Source organism: Enterococcus sp. MMGLQ5-1, from assembly GCF_013155265.1.
Classification (GTDB): domain Bacteria; phylum Bacillota; class Bacilli; order Lactobacillales; family Streptococcaceae; genus MMGLQ5-1.
In genome coordinates this window covers 73,511-93,537 of sequence record NZ_JABJXU010000007.1, presented here as the reverse complement: position 1 = coordinate 93,537, position 20,027 = coordinate 73,511, and the positions used below count along the sequence as shown (strand labels likewise).

General features: G+C 36.7%; 20 protein-coding genes and 1 other RNA gene. 10 read left to right on the top strand and 11 right to left on the bottom strand.

Annotated features, from left to right (window positions below; translation table 11 throughout):
* Window positions 1-10: 10 nt before the first annotated feature.
* Window positions 11-622: a signal peptidase I gene (gene lepB, locus HOY35_RS08545; RefSeq protein WP_172212372.1), complete on the bottom strand. Its 612-nt coding sequence runs from the start codon at window positions 620-622 to the stop codon at window positions 11-13.
* Between the two features lie 139 nt (window positions 623-761).
* Between lepB and ssb the strand changes: the two genes are divergently transcribed.
* Window positions 762-1,151, top strand: coding sequence for a single-stranded DNA-binding protein (ssb, locus tag HOY35_RS08540; RefSeq protein ID WP_172212370.1), 390 nt, complete (start codon window positions 762-764; stop codon window positions 1,149-1,151).
* Between the two features lie 270 nt (window positions 1,152-1,421).
* Here the strand turns inward: ssb and HOY35_RS08535 are convergent, their stop codons facing one another.
* Together HOY35_RS08535 and HOY35_RS08530 are read right to left on the bottom strand one after the other, a co-directional pair.
* Window positions 1,422-1,868 carry a Fur family transcriptional regulator gene (locus HOY35_RS08535; protein ID WP_172212368.1) on the bottom strand — a complete coding sequence of 149 codons (447 nt, stop codon included), beginning with the start codon at window positions 1,866-1,868 and terminating at the stop codon, window positions 1,422-1,424.
* Between the two features lie 81 nt (window positions 1,869-1,949).
* Entirely contained in the window at window positions 1,950-2,423 is a 474-nt protein-coding gene (locus HOY35_RS08530; RefSeq protein WP_172212366.1) for an S-ribosylhomocysteine lyase, read from the bottom strand.
* A 239-nt stretch (window positions 2,424-2,662) separates the two neighbouring features.
* Here HOY35_RS08530 and HOY35_RS08525 point away from each other — a divergent pair, with 239 nt between their 5' ends.
* The 4 genes from HOY35_RS08525 (at window position 2,663) to HOY35_RS08510 (ending at window position 6,377) form a co-directional block, all read left to right on the top strand.
* The gene (locus HOY35_RS08525) at window positions 2,663-3,019 is read left to right on the top strand and encodes a hypothetical protein (RefSeq protein WP_172212364.1); all 357 of its coding nucleotides are present in this window, start codon (window positions 2,663-2,665) and stop codon (window positions 3,017-3,019) included.
* Window positions 3,020-3,111: 92 nt separating this feature from the next.
* Complete coding sequence (locus HOY35_RS08520; protein ID WP_172212362.1) at window positions 3,112-4,605, top strand: SPFH domain-containing protein; 1,494 nt, start codon at window positions 3,112-3,114, stop codon at window positions 4,603-4,605.
* 293 nt (window positions 4,606-4,898) lie between these two features.
* The gene (radC, locus tag HOY35_RS08515) at window positions 4,899-5,546 is read left to right on the top strand and encodes a DNA repair protein RadC (RefSeq protein ID WP_172212553.1); all 648 of its coding nucleotides are present in this window, start codon (window positions 4,899-4,901) and stop codon (window positions 5,544-5,546) included.
* Between the two features lie 81 nt (window positions 5,547-5,627).
* Window positions 5,628-6,377 carry an MBL fold metallo-hydrolase gene (locus HOY35_RS08510; protein ID WP_172212360.1) on the top strand — a complete coding sequence of 250 codons (750 nt, stop codon included), beginning with the start codon at window positions 5,628-5,630 and terminating at the stop codon, window positions 6,375-6,377.
* Between the two features lie 94 nt (window positions 6,378-6,471).
* On the opposite strand, the gene HOY35_RS08505 is transcribed toward HOY35_RS08510, so the two are convergent.
* The 7 genes from HOY35_RS08505 to HOY35_RS08475 all read right to left on the bottom strand — a co-directional run bounded on the left by HOY35_RS08505 (window position 6,472) and on the right by HOY35_RS08475 (window position 14,380).
* Window positions 6,472-7,176 carry an HAD family hydrolase gene (locus tag HOY35_RS08505; RefSeq protein WP_172212358.1) on the bottom strand — a complete coding sequence of 235 codons (705 nt, stop codon included), beginning with the start codon at window positions 7,174-7,176 and terminating at the stop codon, window positions 6,472-6,474.
* A 285-nt stretch (window positions 7,177-7,461) separates the two neighbouring features.
* Window positions 7,462-7,830: a DUF956 family protein gene (locus tag HOY35_RS08500; protein WP_172212356.1), complete on the bottom strand. Its 369-nt coding sequence runs from the start codon at window positions 7,828-7,830 to the stop codon at window positions 7,462-7,464.
* Between the two features lie 90 nt (window positions 7,831-7,920).
* Window positions 7,921-8,835 (bottom strand): PTS system mannose/fructose/sorbose family transporter subunit IID, encoded by a 915-nt coding sequence (locus HOY35_RS08495; protein ID WP_172212354.1) that lies wholly within the window; start codon window positions 8,833-8,835, stop codon window positions 7,921-7,923.
* Between the two features lie 15 nt (window positions 8,836-8,850).
* Entirely contained in the window at window positions 8,851-9,660 is an 810-nt protein-coding gene (locus HOY35_RS08490; protein WP_172212352.1) for a PTS mannose/fructose/sorbose transporter subunit IIC, read from the bottom strand.
* A 177-nt stretch (window positions 9,661-9,837) separates the two neighbouring features.
* Window positions 9,838-10,812, bottom strand: coding sequence for a mannose/fructose/sorbose PTS transporter subunit IIA (locus HOY35_RS08485; RefSeq protein ID WP_172212350.1), 975 nt, complete (start codon window positions 10,810-10,812; stop codon window positions 9,838-9,840).
* A gap of 127 nt (window positions 10,813-10,939) precedes the next feature.
* Window positions 10,940-11,431: a mannose/fructose/sorbose PTS transporter subunit IIB gene (locus HOY35_RS08480; RefSeq protein ID WP_213173267.1), complete on the bottom strand. Its 492-nt coding sequence runs from the start codon at window positions 11,429-11,431 to the stop codon at window positions 10,940-10,942.
* Window positions 11,432-11,644: 213 nt separating this feature from the next.
* Window positions 11,645-14,380, bottom strand: a complete 2,736-nt coding sequence (locus HOY35_RS08475; protein WP_172212346.1) for a sigma-54-dependent transcriptional regulator — start codon at window positions 14,378-14,380, stop codon at window positions 11,645-11,647.
* 459 nt (window positions 14,381-14,839) lie between these two features.
* Between HOY35_RS08475 and HOY35_RS08470 the strand changes: the two genes are divergently transcribed.
* The 3 genes from HOY35_RS08470 (at window position 14,840) to queA (ending at window position 18,232) form a co-directional block, all read left to right on the top strand.
* Window positions 14,840-15,928 (top strand): DUF5105 domain-containing protein, encoded by a 1,089-nt coding sequence (locus HOY35_RS08470; RefSeq protein ID WP_172212344.1) that lies wholly within the window; start codon window positions 14,840-14,842, stop codon window positions 15,926-15,928.
* Window positions 15,921-17,006, top strand: coding sequence for a hypothetical protein (locus HOY35_RS08465; RefSeq protein ID WP_172212342.1), 1,086 nt, complete (start codon window positions 15,921-15,923; stop codon window positions 17,004-17,006). Before HOY35_RS08470 ends, HOY35_RS08465 begins: the two co-directional genes overlap by 8 nt.
* Before the next feature lie 191 nt (window positions 17,007-17,197).
* Complete coding sequence (queA, locus tag HOY35_RS08460; protein WP_172212340.1) at window positions 17,198-18,232, top strand: tRNA preQ1(34) S-adenosylmethionine ribosyltransferase-isomerase QueA; 1,035 nt, start codon at window positions 17,198-17,200, stop codon at window positions 18,230-18,232.
* A 37-nt stretch (window positions 18,233-18,269) separates the two neighbouring features.
* Here the strand turns inward: queA and HOY35_RS08455 are convergent, their stop codons facing one another.
* Window positions 18,270-19,100, bottom strand: coding sequence for an NAD(P)H-hydrate dehydratase (locus tag HOY35_RS08455; protein ID WP_172212338.1), 831 nt, complete (start codon window positions 19,098-19,100; stop codon window positions 18,270-18,272).
* Window positions 19,101-19,210: 110 nt separating this feature from the next.
* Here HOY35_RS08455 and gpsB point away from each other — a divergent pair, with 110 nt between their 5' ends.
* On the top strand, window positions 19,211-19,609 hold the full coding sequence (gene gpsB / locus HOY35_RS08450; protein ID WP_172212336.1) for a cell division regulator GpsB: 399 nt from the start codon (window positions 19,211-19,213) through the stop codon (window positions 19,607-19,609).
* Between the two features lie 12 nt (window positions 19,610-19,621).
* An RNA gene (rnpB, locus tag HOY35_RS08445) (RNase P RNA component class B) lies at window positions 19,622-19,981 on the top strand.
* Window positions 19,982-20,027 lie beyond the last annotated feature (46 nt).

Genomic DNA, 20,027 nt, shown 5'->3' with positions numbered 1-20,027 from the left:
TGCTGTTTTTTTAATTAAAAATAATTCTTAATTTATTGAGTGGCCAAAATGCGACCTTTGGTTCACCAGTAATAGAAGATTTTGAAACCGTACCAATCATTCGACTATCCTTAGAGACAATTCGATCATCTCCCATTAAATAGTATTGTCCTTCAGGTACTTCAACTTTGAAGTTGGCGTTGCCAGTTGAGTCTGTTGTAAAGGCGCTAGAATTTTCAGCTAATTGTTGAAAATATTCATTATAGCTATAGGTTTTTTGAAGTCGATCTTTTTTGAAAAGTGCTTGATATTCTTTTAAATAGGGTTCATCTGTTTTTTTACCGTTAACATAAAGGACATCGTTTTGATATTCAATGGTATCACCCGGCATACCAATGACTCGCTTGATAATCATTTTATTACTTTTTTGTCCATCAGCAGCTTCGGTAATTTCATTACTGACGACCATATCAAATCGACTGATTTTAGTTGTTTTAATAATAATCATACGTTCGCCATCTTCTAAGGTTGGATCCATAGAATGTCCATCAACAATGATTGGTGCAAAAATAAAGACACGAGCAATGATCATTATGATAAGGACAGCAAAGACTGACCACCAATCCCTAATAAATTTTTTCATGTTTACCTCTTTCATGCTTGATTAGAAAAATATGATATTTTACTTAGCAAATTTTATTTTACTATATGGTGCAAATAAAGTCATTTTTTTTAGTCATTTATTAAATATTTTTACGTAATAGTTAGTAGGGGGGAATTAAATGATTAATCGTATATTATTAACAGGTAGATTAACAAAGGATCCAGAAATAAGACGAGTTGCCAATGGTAAAAATGTTGCACATTGTAGAGTGGCGGTGGAAAGGCGATATAAAAATGCTGAGGGTGAGCGTCAGGCTGATTTCTTAGACTTTTCCATTTGGGGAAAGCCAGCAGAAACTTTGGTTAGCTATGCGGGTAAAGGTAGCCTGCTGGCGATTGAGGGTGAAATGCGCAGTCGAAATTATGATGATCAAAATGGGAAGCGTCATTTTCTGACTGAAATTATCTGTACTTCATTTTCATTTCTAGAAAGTAAAGCAATGCGTGGTAGGAGTAATGAGCAGTTTAAAGCTGACATTGAATTAGAACAGGAGGATTTGCCCTTTTAAGCATACAGTCGATAGGAGGTGGGACAAAAGATGTTTGTCGACGTAGAAAAAGGTGCTAAATTGCTTCTTAAAAAAACGTAAACCAAAATGCTTACTCTCTGATTAAAACTGTGAAAAATAGAGGAGTCATTCGTTTATTCAGTCAGGCGCTTTCTGTCTGACCGAATGGCATATCTATTTGAACAGTTTTGAGAGAGATAGCCCGTAATTTACAAATATTACGAAAGGGGTTAGGACTTTTGTCCCAACCCCTATCAATTGTATTTAGATTTAATTATTGATTTTTTTTAGACACTTTGGACATTTGCCATATATTTCAAATTTATGACCTTCAATTTCGCAATCATCAAGATCAGCAGTCATTTCGCTAATTGGACAAATCTCAATTTCTTTAGTATTACCACAGATTGTGCAGATAAAATGGTGATGGTGCGCTTGATGAACACGCTTAGGATGGAATAGGAAGCGTTTTTCATTTCCAAATTCAGTTGCTTCTACAATGCTTAACGAAACTAGCGTGTCAAGATTTCGATAAATGGTGTCGTAGCTTATGCCATTGAAGTCTATTTTCAGCTTATTAAATAGCTCCTTGGCACTAACATATCGACCTTTTTCAGCTAAAATGCTAAGAATACGCTGTCTTTTGGTTGTATACTTATAGCCATTTGCTTTTAATTGTTCCATTGCTTGCTCAACTGATGCTTCAAATAAGGTCATGATACGCACTCTCCTCAAATTCATAATCATTACGATTTACGTTACGATTTATTATAGCAGAAATTTGAAGAAAAAGCATCCCTAGACAATTTTTCGTTCAAAAGCGTCCTCGCTGATTCCTTTTTCTAAAATTAATTTTAACCACTCCTTAGCAGAAAATAAGGAATGATCTTTATAGTTGCCACATGACTTTATATCAGTAGCAGGCACATCCTCCCAAGTGATTTCATTAATAATTGTTTCGAAGGTTTTTTTCAATGCAATCGCGACTGAATGTGCAGATGGTTCGCCCCAGACAATCAAATGAAAGCCAGTCCGGCAGCCAAAGGGGCTAATGTCAATGACCCCATCAAGATGGTCTCTTAATATACCGGCTATTAAGTGTTCGATTGTGTGCAGGCCAGCGGTTGGGATTTCTTGGACATTTGGTTGGACTAAACGAACATCAAAGTTACTAATTTTGTCTCCCTTAGGCCCTTTTTCGACGGTAATGAAACGAACGTATGGTGCCAATACCTTTGTATGATCTAATGTAAAGCTTTCAACTTCTGCCATATTTTGCCTCCTAGAATGAAATGGATGAAAAGCTATTAAACGTTTTAGAGTAATGATATCCTAAACGCAAATGCTTCTCAATCCTAGATTTAATTAATTATTTTGATTTTAGCACATTCAAGCCGATTATTAATGAATAAATTTGGAATTCTCCATCCTTTGACTGATTTTTCCATAAAACTAAAATTATTGACTAAAGTTATGATACGATAGGCATATACATTGTAGATGAGGTGAAAATGATGACAATATTACAATGGATTTTAGTAGGGCTTATCGTTTTAGTTATTTTTGGTGTTTTTATTCCAGATATCCTTATGATTATTTTAGCACCGTTTATGTGGATTTATAATATTTTTACGGATCGCAAGCAAACTGATTCAGAGCAGGACTTTGTTACTGGTATTTTAACACTAGGTATAAAAGATGGTTCAAGCTTTGGTGAGGTAATGATTGATGGGACTGGTTTTGGTAGAACCAATAAGCCAGCGAAAATCTATCAAGGTAAGCCTGATGATTCGATTAAACAAGGTGAGCAAGTTTTAATCATAGAGGTTAAAAATGGTATTGCTTATGTCGTTAAAAACAAACAATAAGTTATTTTTTTATCCACTAAATAATTGCTAGTTTTTTACTAATTCGTTATGATAAATAATAACAACTAAACATATTAAAAGGAGTATATTTTATGGAGACATTATTAAATTTGGGTAGTACGGTGATCACGGTTGCCTTAGTGATTGTTTTACTCATTGTTTTGATTGGTTTTATTCGCTGGTGCTATCGCACTGCCTTACCAGATGAAGCACTGATTGTTTCAGGGAGCTTACTTGGAAAGAGTAATGTGAATACAGACCAATATGGTAATAAGGTAAAAATTGTACGTGGTGGTGGTACCTTCATTTTACCAATTGTGCAGCAGGCTAAAAAATTAAGCTTACTCTCTAGCAAATTGGAGGTTGCAACTGAGGAGGTCTATACTAAGGCTGGTGTACCAGTTATTGTAAATGGTACGGTCATGGTTAAGGTAGGCTCATCGATTGAAGAGATTGCGACTGCCGCTGAGCAGTATTTAGGTAAGCCAAGGGCTGATCTAGAAATTGAATCTCGTGAAGTATTAGAAGGTCATCTTCGAGCGATTATCGGTTCAATGACGGTTGAGGATTTGTATCAAAATCGTGATGAATTCTCAGAAAAAGTTCAGGATATGGCTGCAAGTGATTTGGCTAAAATGGGACTCACCATTGTCTCGTTTACAGTTAAAGAAATTAGAGATACGAATGGCTATTTAGATTCACTCGGACGACCACAAATTGCGAAGGTTCGTCGTGATGCTGACATTGCAGAGGCTGAGGCGGCAAAGGAAACGCGAATCAAGCGTGCGGATGCGGAACAATTAGCACAGCAATCAGAAATCCAGCGTCAAACAGAGATTGCGGAATCTGCCAAAAATAAAGAGCTACGCCTAGCCGAGTTTAAAAAGGAACAGGATGTGGCAAAAGCGGATGCTGACCAGGCCTATGCAATTCAATCGGCGAAGGCAAAACAGCAAACGACAGAAGAAGAGATGCAGGTTCAAATTATCCAGCGTCAAAAAGATATTGAGCTTGAAGAAAAGGAAATTGTTCGTAAAGAGCGTGAATATGATGCAACTGTGAGAAAGCAAGCAGATGCAGATCGTTATGCCGCTGAGCAAAAAGCGTTAGCGGATAAGGCAGTTCAGGTTGCACTCGCTGAAGCAAGTGCCAAGCAGCTTGAATTACACGCTAAGGCTGAGGCTGAGGCAAATCGAATTAAAGCCGAAGCGAATGCTGAAGCGATTAAAATTCAAGGTCTGTCTGAAGCAGAGGCATTGAAAGCCAAAGGCTTGGCCGAGGCTGAAGCGATTGAAAAGAAAGCCGAAGCGATGACTAAATTAAATGAAGCTGGTAAATTAAGTATGATTTTAGATGTCTTACCACAGATTGCCAGTGCAACAGCAGATAACTTAGGTAAGGTTGACTCAATTAATCTTTACGGTGGTGATGGGGCAAATAAAATTCTAGGAATTTCAGAGGATAATTTGAAGCGTTCGCTTGATATTTTAAATTCAATGGGTATTGATGTACCTGAAATTGTTGATAATTTTAGTCAGAGAAAAATAATTAATAATTCTGTTGAACTAAAAGAAGAAAAGGAATAGCTTGAAATAGACCACTAAACGTCGATACGATATTTGGTGGTTTTTTAATTTGCTGCTATTTTACTTAATATTGGAAGTCTGATTTTGTAATTACTTAATTATCTATTTTAAAGGATGTATAAATTGATTTAAAATCTGAGGTATTGCTTCAGTTTTTTGAGCTGGTAAAAAAAATATTTTGCTCTGTAAATGCTTTTTTACAGTTTATTTCGTAATAAATATTAGCTGTTAAATTGAATGTGTGTAGCAAAAGGGGAAAGTCATTGTACCAAATTATAGGCAATCATTTACCAATGAAACCGAGAGAGCGGCTTTACTTATTAGGTCCAGAGCAATTATCACATGTTGAGCTTTTAGCAATTTTATTGCGAACAGGGACTTCAAAAAGCTCTGCAACGCAATTAGCTGACAAATTATTGGGAAAATATGAAAATCTCTCAAGGTTTGAGGAAGCAAGCATTGAAGATTTACTAAATCAATCAGGCATTGGTTTAGTGAAGGCAATTGAGATTAAAGCAATGGTTGAACTTGGGAAAAGAATTTATCAATCAGCTAATCCGAAGCCATATCAAGTATTGGGCAGTGAAAGCTTTGCAAAAACATTAATGCCTGAGTTAGGCAGATTAAAACAGGAGCATTTGATTGCCTTTTTTTTAGATGCTAAAAATCAAATTATTCGGAGGCGAACTATTTTTATTGGTTCCTTAAATCAGTCCATTGCCCATCCGCGTGAAATACTACATTATAGTGTAAAATATATGGCGGCAGCAATTATTTTAGCCCATAATCATCCTTCTGGAATAGTAAATCCGAGTTATGCAGACCAAAAATTCACACAAAAAATGAAAGAAAGCTGCCAAATTATTGGTATTGAACTGATTGATCATTTGATAATTGGTCGTTCTGATTATTATAGCTTTAAGGCACAGCAAAAAATCTAAAATTTGAAATAATAATCATTTTTATTTAAAATGAAGTTGTTGTCAGAACTTCAGTTATTATGAAACGAAAGGAAGTAGACTGTGAAATTAACGATTTTAGGCTGTTTAGGTGCGTATCCGCATCATGATGAGGGTACAACAAGTTACTTATTGCAGGCAAAGGGCTATAATTTACTAATTGATTGCGGTTCAATGGCGGTCTCAAAGCTTGAGCATTTTATCAGTCCATTATTTGTCGATAGTGTCATTTTATCCCATTATCATCACGATCATATAGCTGATTTGGGTGTATTACAGTATTATCGGCAGCTATGGCCTAAGGATGATCCTGAGTGGGATGGTAAAATATTAAAAATTTGGGGACATCAAGAGGATAAGTTTCATTTTAATGATTTGACATTATCAGGGGTTTCAGCAGGTAAACCATATCAAGTCGGAGATGAGAAGCATATCGGCCCATGGCATGTGACCTTTATGCGAACGATTCATCCAGTACCGTGCTTTGCGATGCGCTTTGAGGAAAAAGCGACGGGGAAGGTTTTTGTATTTACAGGTGATTCAGGCTATTTAGAATCCTTTAATTCATTCGCTAAGGACGCAGATTTATTTTTGGCGGACACCTATTTATTTAAGGGGAATGAAAATCATAAGGCTCATTTGACAAGCTATGAAGCAGGTAAAATAGCTAAGCTAGCAAATGCCAAGTCGCTTGTCCTGACGCATTTGCCTCAGCATGGTGATTTAGAGCAGTTACGACAGGAGGCAAAGGCTGCTGCAGGGAGCGGAGTTTCAGTTGAGCTTGCGATACCAGGCCGACAGTTTGAAATATAAAGTATTACTGAGGTTGAATATCGGCTATTTAATTAATTATTAAAAAGAATCGCTTGAAATCTATGTTTTATCAAACGGATTTCAAGCGATATTTTTATAATTTTTTTAAGATTGTTAATAAATCCTCAAAGGCTTCTGTTGCATAATTATACCTAGGTACAATTTCTGAGGGGAGCTTTCGATGGCGATGATTTAACCAGATGCTCTGCCAGCCAGCGTCGTTTGCGCCAACGATATCATTGTCGTAATTATCACCAATATAGAGTGTTTCTTCTGGCAGAAAATTAAAGCGCTTTTCAGCAATTTTAAAAATTGCTACCTCTGGTTTAGAATAACCAGCCTCCTGAGATACTACAATGCGATTTTTTACCCATTGACCGACACTTAAATTCTTAATCTTTTTTAGCTGATGAGCGGTCGGTCCATTTGTAATAATACCTAATTCATATTTTTCATGAGTTAAGTATTGGAGTGTTTGATAAATTGCAGGATGTAAGGTAATAGCTTCCATTGCCTGCTCATAAATTGCTTGAAAATCCATTGCTGTTGGTTCATCAATTGCGCTATGACCATAATCTTTAAGTGTTTCATTTAATCGATAGAATCGCATATAGTCCCAAGTCCACTCCTTAGTAACCACCTTTGGAAAGGTCAGGTCACTGTAATAGCGAAAGCGGATATAGGCATTGCTCAATTTTTCTATTGGAAATTTTGGAAACAGCTGGGTAATGGCAGTATAGAATGGCTGATCCATTTCATAAAGGGTATCATCAACATCAAAAACAATATTCTTAATCAAGTTTCGACTCCTTAAAATAAATTGCTGGTCACTTAATGCGACAAAAACAAGGCTGGAATATCAACCCCAGCCTTAGCTTATTTTGTATTTTTTTCACGTTTGGCTAATTCCTTTAAGGCAGCCTTATGGGCTTCTTTTTGCCAATCGGTACGATAATCCACGTTAAAACCTCCATTGAAGCTGAAAATTTGCTGTATGATGATGCTTTTTTTCAAAAACATTTAATATTCTAGCAAAAAATAAGCTATTATGCAAATTTTGCGGCTGATTATCATTTAAATATAACTATTTTTTATGTTTAAAAAGATTTTGTAAACTAATCGGCGCTTTATTTCTTACAAGCTTTTCACTGCCAATAAAATCTCGCATTGCTTTTAAAGCCTTTCCAGCATCCTTTACGACAAAATTAAACGTTCCAGCATCTCTTGTATCAATAAAAAAACCACGAATATAACGATTGCCAAAATAAATTTGTGCTCGAACCTTTGTTACTTCCTGCCAAGGAATTTGAATGAAGTCTTCGGGATTTCGGTCGTTGTAAAATTCAAATGCCCGATTACCAATTAGAATATTGCCGTGCTTATTACCAATGCCGCTATTAAAGGAATTGGCTTTTGTTGTAAAGAGCACCTTTTGATTAAGTGAAATCGCCATAATTTACCTCTATTCTAATAATCTATGCATACTTATTCTAACATAAAAGAAAGACTGAGACGATTTGTCCCAGCCTCCTAATCGGTTTTTTTATAAAATATTGAAATAGTGTCCAACGATACCAACGGCAAATAAACCGAAAATAATGATAATTGGATTAACCTTTTTCTTAAGTAACCACATACATAAGAAAGTTAGCAGTAATGCCGCAAAGCCCGGAATTAATTGATCTAGGTTATTTTGAAGTGTAGTGATTTTATCTTTACTTAATGCAAGACCATCTGCTTGTTGGCTTAATATTTCTTGTAGCTTATTACCTGAAATTTCGCCCTTAGGAAAATTAATATATGCGCCATCTGCAAGCTCAACCTTTGAAATTTGAATAGGGAAATTAATTGAAGTCCAACGAGGTACTAATACCCCCATTACGAACATCCCAAGTATCGATGCGCCCTTTGTAACTGTTTGTAAGAGCCCGCCAGAAAGGTCTTTGGTAATTTCTGAGCCTTGCTTATAACCGAATTCCTGTGTAAACCATAGGAAGCCAATCCGAATCACATTCCAAACAATAAAGAAGAATAGTGGTGCAATGATTGAGCCACTGGTTGCTAATGAGGCAGCAATGGCACCAAGAATCGGACGAATTGTGAACCAGAATACTGGATCACCAACACCTGCCAAAGGTCCCATCATCCCAACCTTAACTCCTTGGATGGCAGCATCATCAATTGGTGCACCATTTGCACGCTCTTCTTCAAGTGCTAATGTTACCCCCATAATCGGTGCGGCAATGTATGGGTGAGTATTGAAGAATTCTAGGTGACGCTTTAAGGCGGCAGTCGCTTCTTCTTTACCTGGATAAAGTTTTTTGAGCGCTGGAATCATTGAATAGACCCAGCCACCGTTTTGCATCCGTTCGTAGTTCCATGAACCTTGAAGGAACTGAGAGCGAAGCATGACACTACGGCGATCAGCTTTTGTTAGTGTTACTTTTTTATCAGCCATGTCTAGTTCCTCCTCTTAATAATCATCTAAAATATCGCCGAGTGGATCACCAGAATTAGAGGCTTCACTCTTATCAGAACCTTTATTTTTACTAAGGTTAAGATAAACGATTGCAATAGAAAGTCCAAGCGTACCCATTGCGATTAAGGTTAAATCGGAAACAGCAGCAAGTGCAAAACCAATGAAGAAGAAAGGCCAAACCTCTTTGGTTGCCATCATATTGATTACCATTGCATAACCTACAGCAACAACAAAGCCACCACCGATGGCCATACCTGAAGTAAACCATTCTGGTAAAGCACCTAAGGCATTTTGTACAGTTTCAGTTGGTACGGCAAGTAGCATTCCAGCAGGAATGGCAATCCGCAAGCCTTGACATGCAAGGGCAACTAGGTGCCAAAATTCAACACCGCGATAGCTCCCCTTTTCGGCAGCAGCATCAGCTTGGTGAATGATGATTACTGATAGTGTCCGAACAACCATTGTTAATACTAAACCAACTGTTGCAAGTGTGACAGCAGCAGCAATCGCCACTTTTTGCCCACCATCTGAAAAATCCCCAGCTTTAACAAAAATAATTGCAGAAGCAACTGAGGCAAGTGCAGCATCAGGGGCAACAGCCGCTCCGATATTCGCCCATCCCATTGCGATTAATTGCAAGGCACCACCTAAGATAATACATTCTTTCAAATGTCCTGTTGCTAGTCCTACCAAGGAACAAGCGATAATAGGTTGGTGGAATTGGAATTGGTCTAGGATTCCTTCCATACCGGCTACGAAGGCAACGATAAGGATCAGAATCACTGATAAAATATTAAAATCCATGATTTCCTCCTAAATTATAAAGTGTATTCGGCTTTTTAAGAAAACGTCTGAGCAGTGCATTGCCGATGTTCATTAACTTTAAACGAAGTTTAAAGCATTGGCAGTCACAGCGAAGCCTTTTCTAGCCGAAAAAGCTAGATTGATATAAAGTGTATTCGGCTTTTTAGAAATGCCGACTTAAGCATTTAATCCTTGAGTTTGTTTGATTAATGAGAATAGATCCTTTTTAGAATCATTTGGTACTTTTCTAACATCAAAGGTAATTCCTGAGCTTGCCAGCTCTTTATATGCGTCAACATCTCTTTGATCCATAGAAAGTACGTTATTAACCATAAATTTCCCCGTTGAATGCGCCATTGAACCAACGTTAATTTCTTTGATATCAACACCCTCTTTAACAACTGTTAATGCATCTTCGGGATTTTCAAATAAGAGCATTGCTTTAGTAGCGCCAAAACGAGGATCCTTAGAAATTTCAACTAGCTTTTTTAATGGAATAACGTGAGCGTTAACACCTGGTGGTGCTGCTTGGGTAATCAAGTTTCGACGTAAGTCATCCTTAGCAACGGCATCAGAAACAACAATAATACGGTCTGGTCGAACTTCCTTTGTCCAAGCGGTTGCAACTTGACCATGGAGTAGTCGAGAGTCAACTCGAGCTAAAACAAATTTAATGTGACCATCACCTAAAACGGTACCCTCTGGAATGCTACCTTTAGGGGCATTACCAGTGTTCGCTTGAGTAGTAACTGGTTCTAAATCTTCAGGGCGAACCTTAACCCCTTCCTTTGCCGTGCCAATAATTGCTTTTGCGACCTCATGAGAAGTTTGAGCTGAAAGTCGACTTGCATAAGCTTCAATTAGCATTGGTAAATTTAACCCAGCTACAATTGCTCGTTTTTCAGTATCCGCTTCAAACAGGATATTCGCCTGATTGAACGGACTGCCTCCCCATAAATCTACGAGGAAAAGAATTTCTTCTGTGTCGACCTTTTCGATAGCGGCACGAAGTTTTGCTTGCAAATCATCTGGACCTTCACTAGGCATAAATGTGACTGATTCAACCTTTTCCTGCTCACCGAAAATCATTGAACCAGACTGTTTAATGCCATCTGCGAAATTGCCATGACTTGCAATGATAATTCCTACCATTGTAAGACCTCCTTTTTCTTTTTGTTACAGACAATAAAAAATTATAATTAAGCTTTAGAAAACTAAAACCTGTAACCGAATACATTATTTTGATTATCAAATAACCAAAATTGTAATTGCTGCGCAACTAAATCATCTTCTCCTTTTGAAGAAGCTGTACTAAGTCATTTTTGCGATCAGCGGGCACCTTTCGTGTTTCCAGCTCGATGCCGTAGCTTGCTAGCTGGAGGAAGCATTGAATATCGGCTTGATCAACCGAAATAAAATTAGTAACCATTTTTTTGCCACCTGAGTACCTCATGCCGCCGATATTTATAGATGTTAATTCAACACCTGCATCAACGATCTCAAGTACGTCTTGAGGAATAGAGAACAATAGCATGACCTTCATTTGGTCAAAAAGTGGATCGTGATAAACCTCTATGAGCTTTTGTTTAGTGATAACGTGTGATTTAACACTAGGTGGTGCTGCCTGCTTCAATAGAAATTTTTGTAAATCATCTTTAGCAACCTCATCGCTGACAACTAGGATACGTTCGATTCCTGTTGATTTTGACCAAGCAGTTGCAACCTGACCGTGAATTAACCGATCATCAATTCTCGCTAACTGGATGTCCATGACCATTTCTTACGCTCCCTTTTAAAACTAATTTTTTTCAAAAATGCTTTCAATTGTCTAATTTTTAAAAATTAGTATGAATTGAGTACACACGGACTCATTGATAAACAAGCAATAATCATGCCAAGATACACTAGCAGATTTCGTTTAAAATATAGAAAAATACAGATACACTAATTTCCTTAGTGTATCTGTATTGTTTTTAGTGTATTATTACTGACCTACTGTATCGATAGGATTGATTATTTTATAAATGTAATAACGCTCAGCCTCGTTTAGAGTCAGATTGAGCTCTGACTCCAGTGCATTAAGCTTTTCATCAAAGTTATCTTGTGCTTTAAAAGCTTTAAAATGATCTAGTGTTTGAGCGTCGAGTAGAAGTGGCTGCTTTAATGCTGCACGCTCAACTGCACCAGCCAAGTGCATTGTTAAATTCATCATTTTAGCATAAGTGTCTGCTTTTTGATCATCAACGACCAGCTGATTAACAGTTGTCCATAATGGTTCAATCAATTTTTGAGAATTGATAAAGGTGAAATTTTTTTCCATAAAATCAATACAAAGTGACCTTGCTTTATCAAGGGTTAGTTCAACACTTAATTGATTATCCAGATTACCATTTAAGAGAAGCTGATCAATGATTTCATTAGGATTCTGGTTGATAAATTTATCAATTGGAATATACGGAACACCTATTTTAGGGTCGATGATCCCTGTCGTTGCAATAATTTGATATTCCAGCTTTAATGATGGTATTTTTTCTTTAATTTCAGTTACTGAGAGTGTAATGACTTCGATATTTTTGATTGCTTTTCTTTTTAAGGGACGTTCGATAATTTCTTTGAGGCGCATCGCAGTTCCCTCACCAGAAGCACATATTGCGAGAATAGCTTGCTTCTCTAATTGAGGCGCTAGTCTTTCTTTAGTTTCTTGTCTATTGCTGTATCCTTTAAAGGTTTGTAAAAGCTCATACAGCTCGTCGATATTTGAGCCTAGGAGAGTTGATTTTCTTGCTGCTTCTAATAATAAAGACGTAGTCACCATATCCAAGGTTCTCACCTTAACCTGTGTTTCCTTTTCAAGCTCATTATTGAAGGTAGCTAAGGATCCCATATCTACCATTAATAAGACACCACTGCCCTCATCAGCCTGCAGAACAGCCTCCTTTAGCTTGCCATAGGCAATCTTGGGATGCATATCTAAGGGCATATCAATCGCTTTAATATTTTGAATATCTAGCAAATCACGCACAACCTGAGCCATCGAGCTTGCTGTACTATTACCGTGTGCTGAAACAACGATCCCAATTTTACCCATTGGCGTTTCTTCTCTTAATGATACGAGTAAAACGGTGAGATAGTATGCTTCACTTTCAGAGATATCGACTTCAAATTCATTAGCAGCAAGTGTTCTAATTTTTTGAGCTACAGCAAATTCTTTAGGATAGTTGGTTGCCATTTCTCGAATATTATCATTGGTTTGTCTGATTTCACCTATCTGAATTTTCTTTAGGAGTGAGGAGAGGTGTAAGCTCATTGCATAAATAAAATTTGGCTGAAAAATACTAGACAGTTCCTTTTCAGCAATTTCCATAATTTGATTGCTAATTTCAATGATATGCTTATCAACAAGCTCTGCCAAGCGCGTTTCGGTATTGAAGGAAAAGCCATGATCCTTGTAAAATGATTTTAAATGGACATTAATATCGGTTGAAATATAGTGGTTGATTGCTTCTTGATCGAGTCCTTCTTTTTTTAGAATGGTTGCCTTATCACCAATAATATCATAAAGATTGTAAGGCAGCTCATAGGTATCTGTTTGGATTAGCTGATCCATTACGTTTGGTGTAATAGTCATAATTGGTTCTAAATACGGTGAGATATCAGTCGATTTAAGCCGATCTGCTGACAGCTGAACAAGTCCAGATTTAATACCATCTGAAAGGTCATTTAGGGTAATATTAATTTCCCTTTTATTCATATGATTCATAAAGCCGCGTGCACAGATGAGCTGAACATTAGACTTTAATTGCCCAATATTGCCGTAGGAAACGCTACCAAGAAGTGCCTTGACAACATCCTCAGTCAAGGTTATTTTGCGTTGAATACGATTGGACTCAATTGCCACCATAACACGGACTAAATCAATTTGCTCAGAGGGGGGGCGATTGGCAAAGGGTGGCATTTGAATATTGATTGGAATTCTTCTCAGAAAAGTATCCAATAAAAAAGAATGTAAATCTTCAGTAGTTGCCCCAACAATTCTGACGTCTGCAAAGTGATTCTTACCTGTTTCACCTAATCGATTGTAGCTACCGTAATCCATGAAGTAAAAAATCATTTCTTGACCTTCTGGCGGGAGCCGATGGATTTCATCAAGAAAGAGCATGCCACCGTCTGCTTTTTGAATTAAGCCCTCTGTGTCTGCCTCTGCTCCTGTGAATGCCCCCTTGATATAACCAAAAAGATGGCTCATTAATAATTCGGAGTTATTCGCATAGTCAGCACAATTAAATGTAATTAGCTCCTGATCATCCGCAATAATGCCTTGAGATTGCGCAAATTGAAACATGGCATGCGCAAAGAAGGTTTTCCCAGAACCTGTTGGACCGGTGATTAGACAATTCAAGCCGTGTGGGGGATATAAAATGGCAGCCTTAGCTTGCTCTACGGCATTTCTCATACTACCAGATGCACCAATTACTCTTGAAAAAACGTCAACGCGCTCACTTGGCTTTTGGACTTCGTGCGCTTTAGCATCTTGGTAATCGGGATTGACATAATACTGGACGGGTCTGTTAGTCGTTTTGTTTAGCCTGCCTGCTTTAACAAGCTCGTTTAGATCCTTACTGGCATTAGAACGCTGAATTTCTAAAGCTTCTGCGACATTTAGCGTGGTTGCAAATTCCTTGCTTTGAACATACTGATATATTTTTTCAATTCTCTGCATTCAAATCACCTCACTTAGTGTATATTCAGTTTTAAACAGCTGTATCTAATTTGATAATACACTAAACCTTTTTTTTATTCAAAATAATCTCGTTGTGAGGTTGATACCAATCACTAATAGTGGCATCAATTTTAACAAAATAAAACAGTATTGCTTAATTTATTATTATTTAATATACTAAAGTTTATAAATAACAATATTTGTTATTATTTTTGTAAGTGAACAATTTAACTCTATAAGCATATTGTTATATTGTTTTTTGGAAAGGGAATAAATTCCACTTGACATTTTTTAAGAATATTGTTGTTTAAAAACTTTTTAAGCTAATCGTTTTTTAATGCTTTAGTTTAATTAGCTATTTGGGGTGTCTAATATTTTGTTATTAAAAGTAATTGCTTTTTTAGAAATTATTTTTTAAATAACTGAATATTTGATTAAAAGAATATTATGGAGGAATTTATGAAAAAATTATTTTTGGGATTAGTTACATGTTTTGCGGTGCTGCAGCTAGCTGCCTGCGGTGGTTCAAGTTCAAAAACGAAAGAAGAGAGCGCTTCAGCTGATGCAAGTATTAAGGTTAATTCAGGTACATATGTTGTGACTGAGGATAGTAGCTCCAGTGATGATGAGGGGATGCTGGCACTCAATGTTTCAATTACTAATAAAACTAAGAAATCGATGAATTTTTTAGGAACAAGTGATATTGCACTCTATGATTCAAAAGATAATAAAATAGATGCAGAGAATATTTATACTGATGATAGTAAGTTTAAATTATTTAATACTTCAAAAATCGCTGCTAATAAGAGTGCGAGTGGTTATGTCGTTTTTGAAGTTAATAAAAATGAAAAGTATGAATTGCGCTTCGCACCATATAGCGTTGACGGCGATGATGAAAAGGAAATTGTTTTAAAAATTGATTCATCAAAGTATAAGGATGAAAGCGATAATTTAAAGGCGGCTTCACAACAATATATTGATGCTGTATTTTTGGGTAAAGCTAGTGATGATGCATCAAAAAATAAAGTAGAATTATCAAATGATTTAGAAGGTGAAAAAACAACCTTTAAAGAACAATTCTCCAAGGCTGTAAAAAAAGATTTTGATTATTATGAGCCTTCTACGGCAGAGCTAGGCACATTAGTTGATTCATTCATTGCTGCCAATCAGAAAAAAGCGAAGGTCGAGTATAATGTTAGCGAATTGACCCCAAATCGTGCGGTTATTTATGTTAAACCTGAAACAATCAACATTTCTGATATAGATACTGAAAGTATTATGGATAAATTTGTAGATGAAAATCAAGATAAATATGATGGCTCTGACTATGATAAAATTTATCAAGATGCCGAAAAATATCTTTTACAGCAAATTCCAACTAAAATTGAGGAAACTAATATCAGTACGCCAGATTACATGGATGGCGAAGGCTATAAAATGATTTTAACTAAGGATGATAAGAAGTGGTCAGTTGATTCTTCTGATTCAAGTAAAAATTATGAATTCGACTATATTAAGTCTGCTTTTATGGGGCATTTGAATGATTAATTTTTTTCAGAAAAACAGGCTGAAGCTACTGGCTGGTCTAATTGTGGCAGCCTGCATTGTTTTTTTGGGATTATTCGCATACCAGCGTTCTTCTAAGGTAGCTATTAATGAGTTAACGATAGCTATTCAGAAAAAGGATTCTAAAAGGTTTCAGGCAATTTGTCCAACTTTTTCTGATGGAACGAAAATATCTAACGCTACGATTGATTTATTTTTTAATGAATTTTCAAAGGCGCCCTCTCGGCAAAAGGTGGCAAAAATATTTTTAAATGAGTCTGCTTTTCAATTTAAAAATAAGAATAGCTATTTTAAAGAAAAGTATTTTTTACCTCATAAAAGATTTTTAACGCTTGATAATGCTGAAAATACTAAAGTAACAATTGAAAATCAGGGAAATTTCTTTGATAATTTAAATCAAACGAATTTAGGCCCATTTATTCCATATTTATATCAGTTTCACTTACTGCTTGATAACCCAACATATGGTATTATCAATAAAAAGCAGAAGGTAGATGTGACAAATAAAACACAGATGTTTGATGTGGACAGTCAAAAAATTTATCTTTCGGAAAAACAATTTCATCAAAAATTATTATCAATTGTAAGTGATTATTATTTAACGATGAATCAAGCAATTAATAATAATTTAAACTTCGATAAATTATCTTCGGTTTCTACGGATAGAAGAAAAATGATTCAAGCACAGTTCGATGAAATCAAACCCTATTTGAAGCGATATAGCCAATCCTTTCAAACAATGTACTTGAATGTTGATTCAATAAAGGTAAAAGGTCTGAGTGAACCACAGGCAACTTTTGATATTTATATTGATTTAACTACCAGTATGGAGTTGGTAGAGGAGATTGGCCTGGATGAGATTTTGATGGATGACAGTAAAAATGCGGTCGTCTCCCTTCAGTTTGATAGCCAAAATAAAAAATGGTTTGTTAAAGATATTGATTTTACGACATTTAACCAAAACCCAGAAGACTGGCAGCATAGTGTGACAAATTCTTTAAAGGAAGTGAACTCGGCTAGCTGGTCCTCTGATCAGGCAAATGCTAAAAGCTTAACATAAGCAAAGTATTAGCGTTATCTTTAATACCTTGACTTTAATATTACTCTAGCGGTATGAAACGTTTTTTAATTTAAAATGTTTCATACGCTTTTTTATTGAAACTTGCAAATAATAACAGGATAGTATTTAGACATGTTATAATAAATAAAGTTTAATGTAATTTGAAGAATTTAGAGAGAAACGAGAAAGAAATGTCAAATAAGATAACGGATTATGATTTTAATTTACCAGAGTCGCTTATTGCACAGACGCCATTAAAAAATCGGGAAGCGTCACGATTATTGATCATTAATCATAAAACTCAGCAAATGAAGGATGCCCATTTTTATAATATAATTGATGAATTACAAGCAGGGGATGCCTTGGTGCTAAATAACACTCGTGTTCTGCCTGCGAGGCTACATGGTGAAAAAGTTGCAACAGGTGGACATATTGAAGTTTTATTATTAAAGAATACTTCTAAGGACCAATGGGAAACCTTGGTTAAACCAGCTAAGCGCGTTCATATTGGTACAGAAATTACTTTTGGTGATGGTCGCTTAAAAGCAACTGTAATTGAAGAATTGGAGCACGGTGGCAGGATAATTGAATTTAGCTACCAAGGGATTTTTCTAGAGGTGCTTGAGAGTTTGGGAGAAATGCCTTTACCGCCTTATATTCATGAAAAACTTAAGGACCAAGAGCGCTATCAAACAGTTTATGCTAAGGAGAATGGCTCGGCTGCGGCACCAACAGCGGGATTACATTTCACGCCAGAGCTATTAGATAAGATTGCCGATAAAGGCGTTCATATTGTTTATTTAACGCTTCATGTTGGCTTAGGTACCTTTAGGCCTGTTAGCGTGGATGATGTTTCAAACCACCATATGCATTCTGAGTTTTATGCCTTGTCAAAGGCAGGTGCCGATACAATTAATCAGGTCAAGGCGAGTGGTGCTCGAGTGGTAGCGGTTGGTACAACGACCATTAGAACCTTAGAAACAATCGGTCATAAGTTTGATGGGAAGGTGGCTGCAGATTCAGGCTGGACGGATATTTTTATTAAACCTGGCTTTGAGTTTAAAATTGTTGATGCCTTTTCAACCAATTTTCATTTACCAAAATCAACTTTAGTCATGCTGGTCTCTGCCTTTGCTGGCCGAAGTTTTGTATTAGAAGCTTACCAGCATGCAATTGATGAGCAATATCGATTTTTCAGCTTTGGTGATGCCATGTTTGTCAAATAAGAGAATTAGCAATTAATAATTAACAATTAGTAATTAATTAACGACTGTATTTATACAAATAAAAGGGTAGTTGTTCACTGATTTGTGTTGGCAGCACGAGGTAGCGCGATTGCGCTAAATCACTAGCAATCTCGCTATGTAGATAGACGGCAGCGCAAGCAGTAGAAAAGCAATTGGTTGAAAACTGTGCGAGCAGGCCGGTAAGGATGCCTGCAAGTGTATCACCAGTCCCACCGGTTGCCATGGCAGGTGTACCAATATCAATATAATGAGGTGCCCTACCAGCCGAGTAAATGGTCGTCTTTTCGGATTTGGCGATGATGATTGTATTAGTGTCCTCAGCAAATGCTTGGATTTTCGATGGCTTTTGCTTAGCGATTGGTATTTTTGTTAATCGCTCAAGCTCCTTTTGCTGAGGTGTAAAAATTGTGTTTTCGGGAAGCAGCTTGAACAAGTATCGGTTTGCCGCAATTAGATTAATTGCCGAAGCATCTATGATAAGGCGCTGTTGTTTAATTTGCTTTAGGACAAATTCAAGTAAGCTTAAGGCAAATTGATCTTCAGCCAGTCCTGGACCGATTAAAATAACCGTTGCTTTTTGAAGCGCTAGAGTCAGGCTGTCTTGAGATGTCCAATCAATTACCATAGCTTCAGGTGAGCGAGATAGTAATGGCAATCGAGTTTCAGCTGAGGTAGCAACCGTTGTCAAGCCTGCACCACTGTATAGACAGGCAGTTGCTGCCATGATGATTGCACCAGAATATTGCGGTGCGCCACCAATGAGCAATGCATGCCCAAAGGTCCCCTTATGTGAATGCAACGGTCTTTTTTGGATTAATTGGTATAAGATTTCTTTAGTTATTCTCATGTCTACCCCCATAACGTTTATAAAAGTATTATAATATTTTTCAGGAAAATTGCCAAAATGATAAAAATCAGCTAAAATGATTAAGAATACTAGAAAAAGAGGTGTCAATAATGGCAGAGTTGAACTACACGCCCCAAGATATTTTGCAGCAGCAATTCAAAACAAAGATGCGTGGTTACGATCCAGAGCAAGTTGATGAATATTTAGATAATATTATTAGAGATTATGAATCATATCAAAAAGAATTAATTGATTTACAAGAAGAAAATGATTATTTAAGAGCTCAGGTTGACAAGCTAGCCAAGCAATCAGTTTCTGTTAAACCAGTTGAGCCACCAAAGAGCACAACAGTTACTAATTTTGATATTTTGAAACGACTGTCTAATCTAGAGCGTGAAGTATTTGGTAAAAAGATTAATGAGGCAAAACCAGAAGTAACAGAAGCACCAAAAAATACCGTCCGTTTTGAAGAGCTTCCTGTTGATGATGAAGCAACAAGATTGAGATAATTGATAATTGTGGTTTTTGAGTAATCGCGGTAGATTTTTTTCTACTGAGGAAAGTCCATGCTCGCACAAGCTGAGATGCTTGTAGTGTTCGTGCTAGATGAAACAATAAGTCTAGGCGCAGAAGCGACGGCAGATAAAAGAGCTAAGGTTTCGACTATGCTTGAGTAGTCTTGAAAGTGCCACAGTGACGAAGTATTTTTTGAAAAAAAAATAGTGGAACGCGGTAAACCCCTCGAGCGAGCAACCCAAACTTATGGTAGGGGCACTGAATGAATGGAAATGAACGGCAATTCAGGCTGAAAAGCAGATAGATGATTACTGATTTGTATACAGGACCTAATGTATACATTGAACAGAACATGGCTTATAGAAAATCACATATAGGTTTTAAGGCTGGAACAGAATTGTTTCAGCCTTA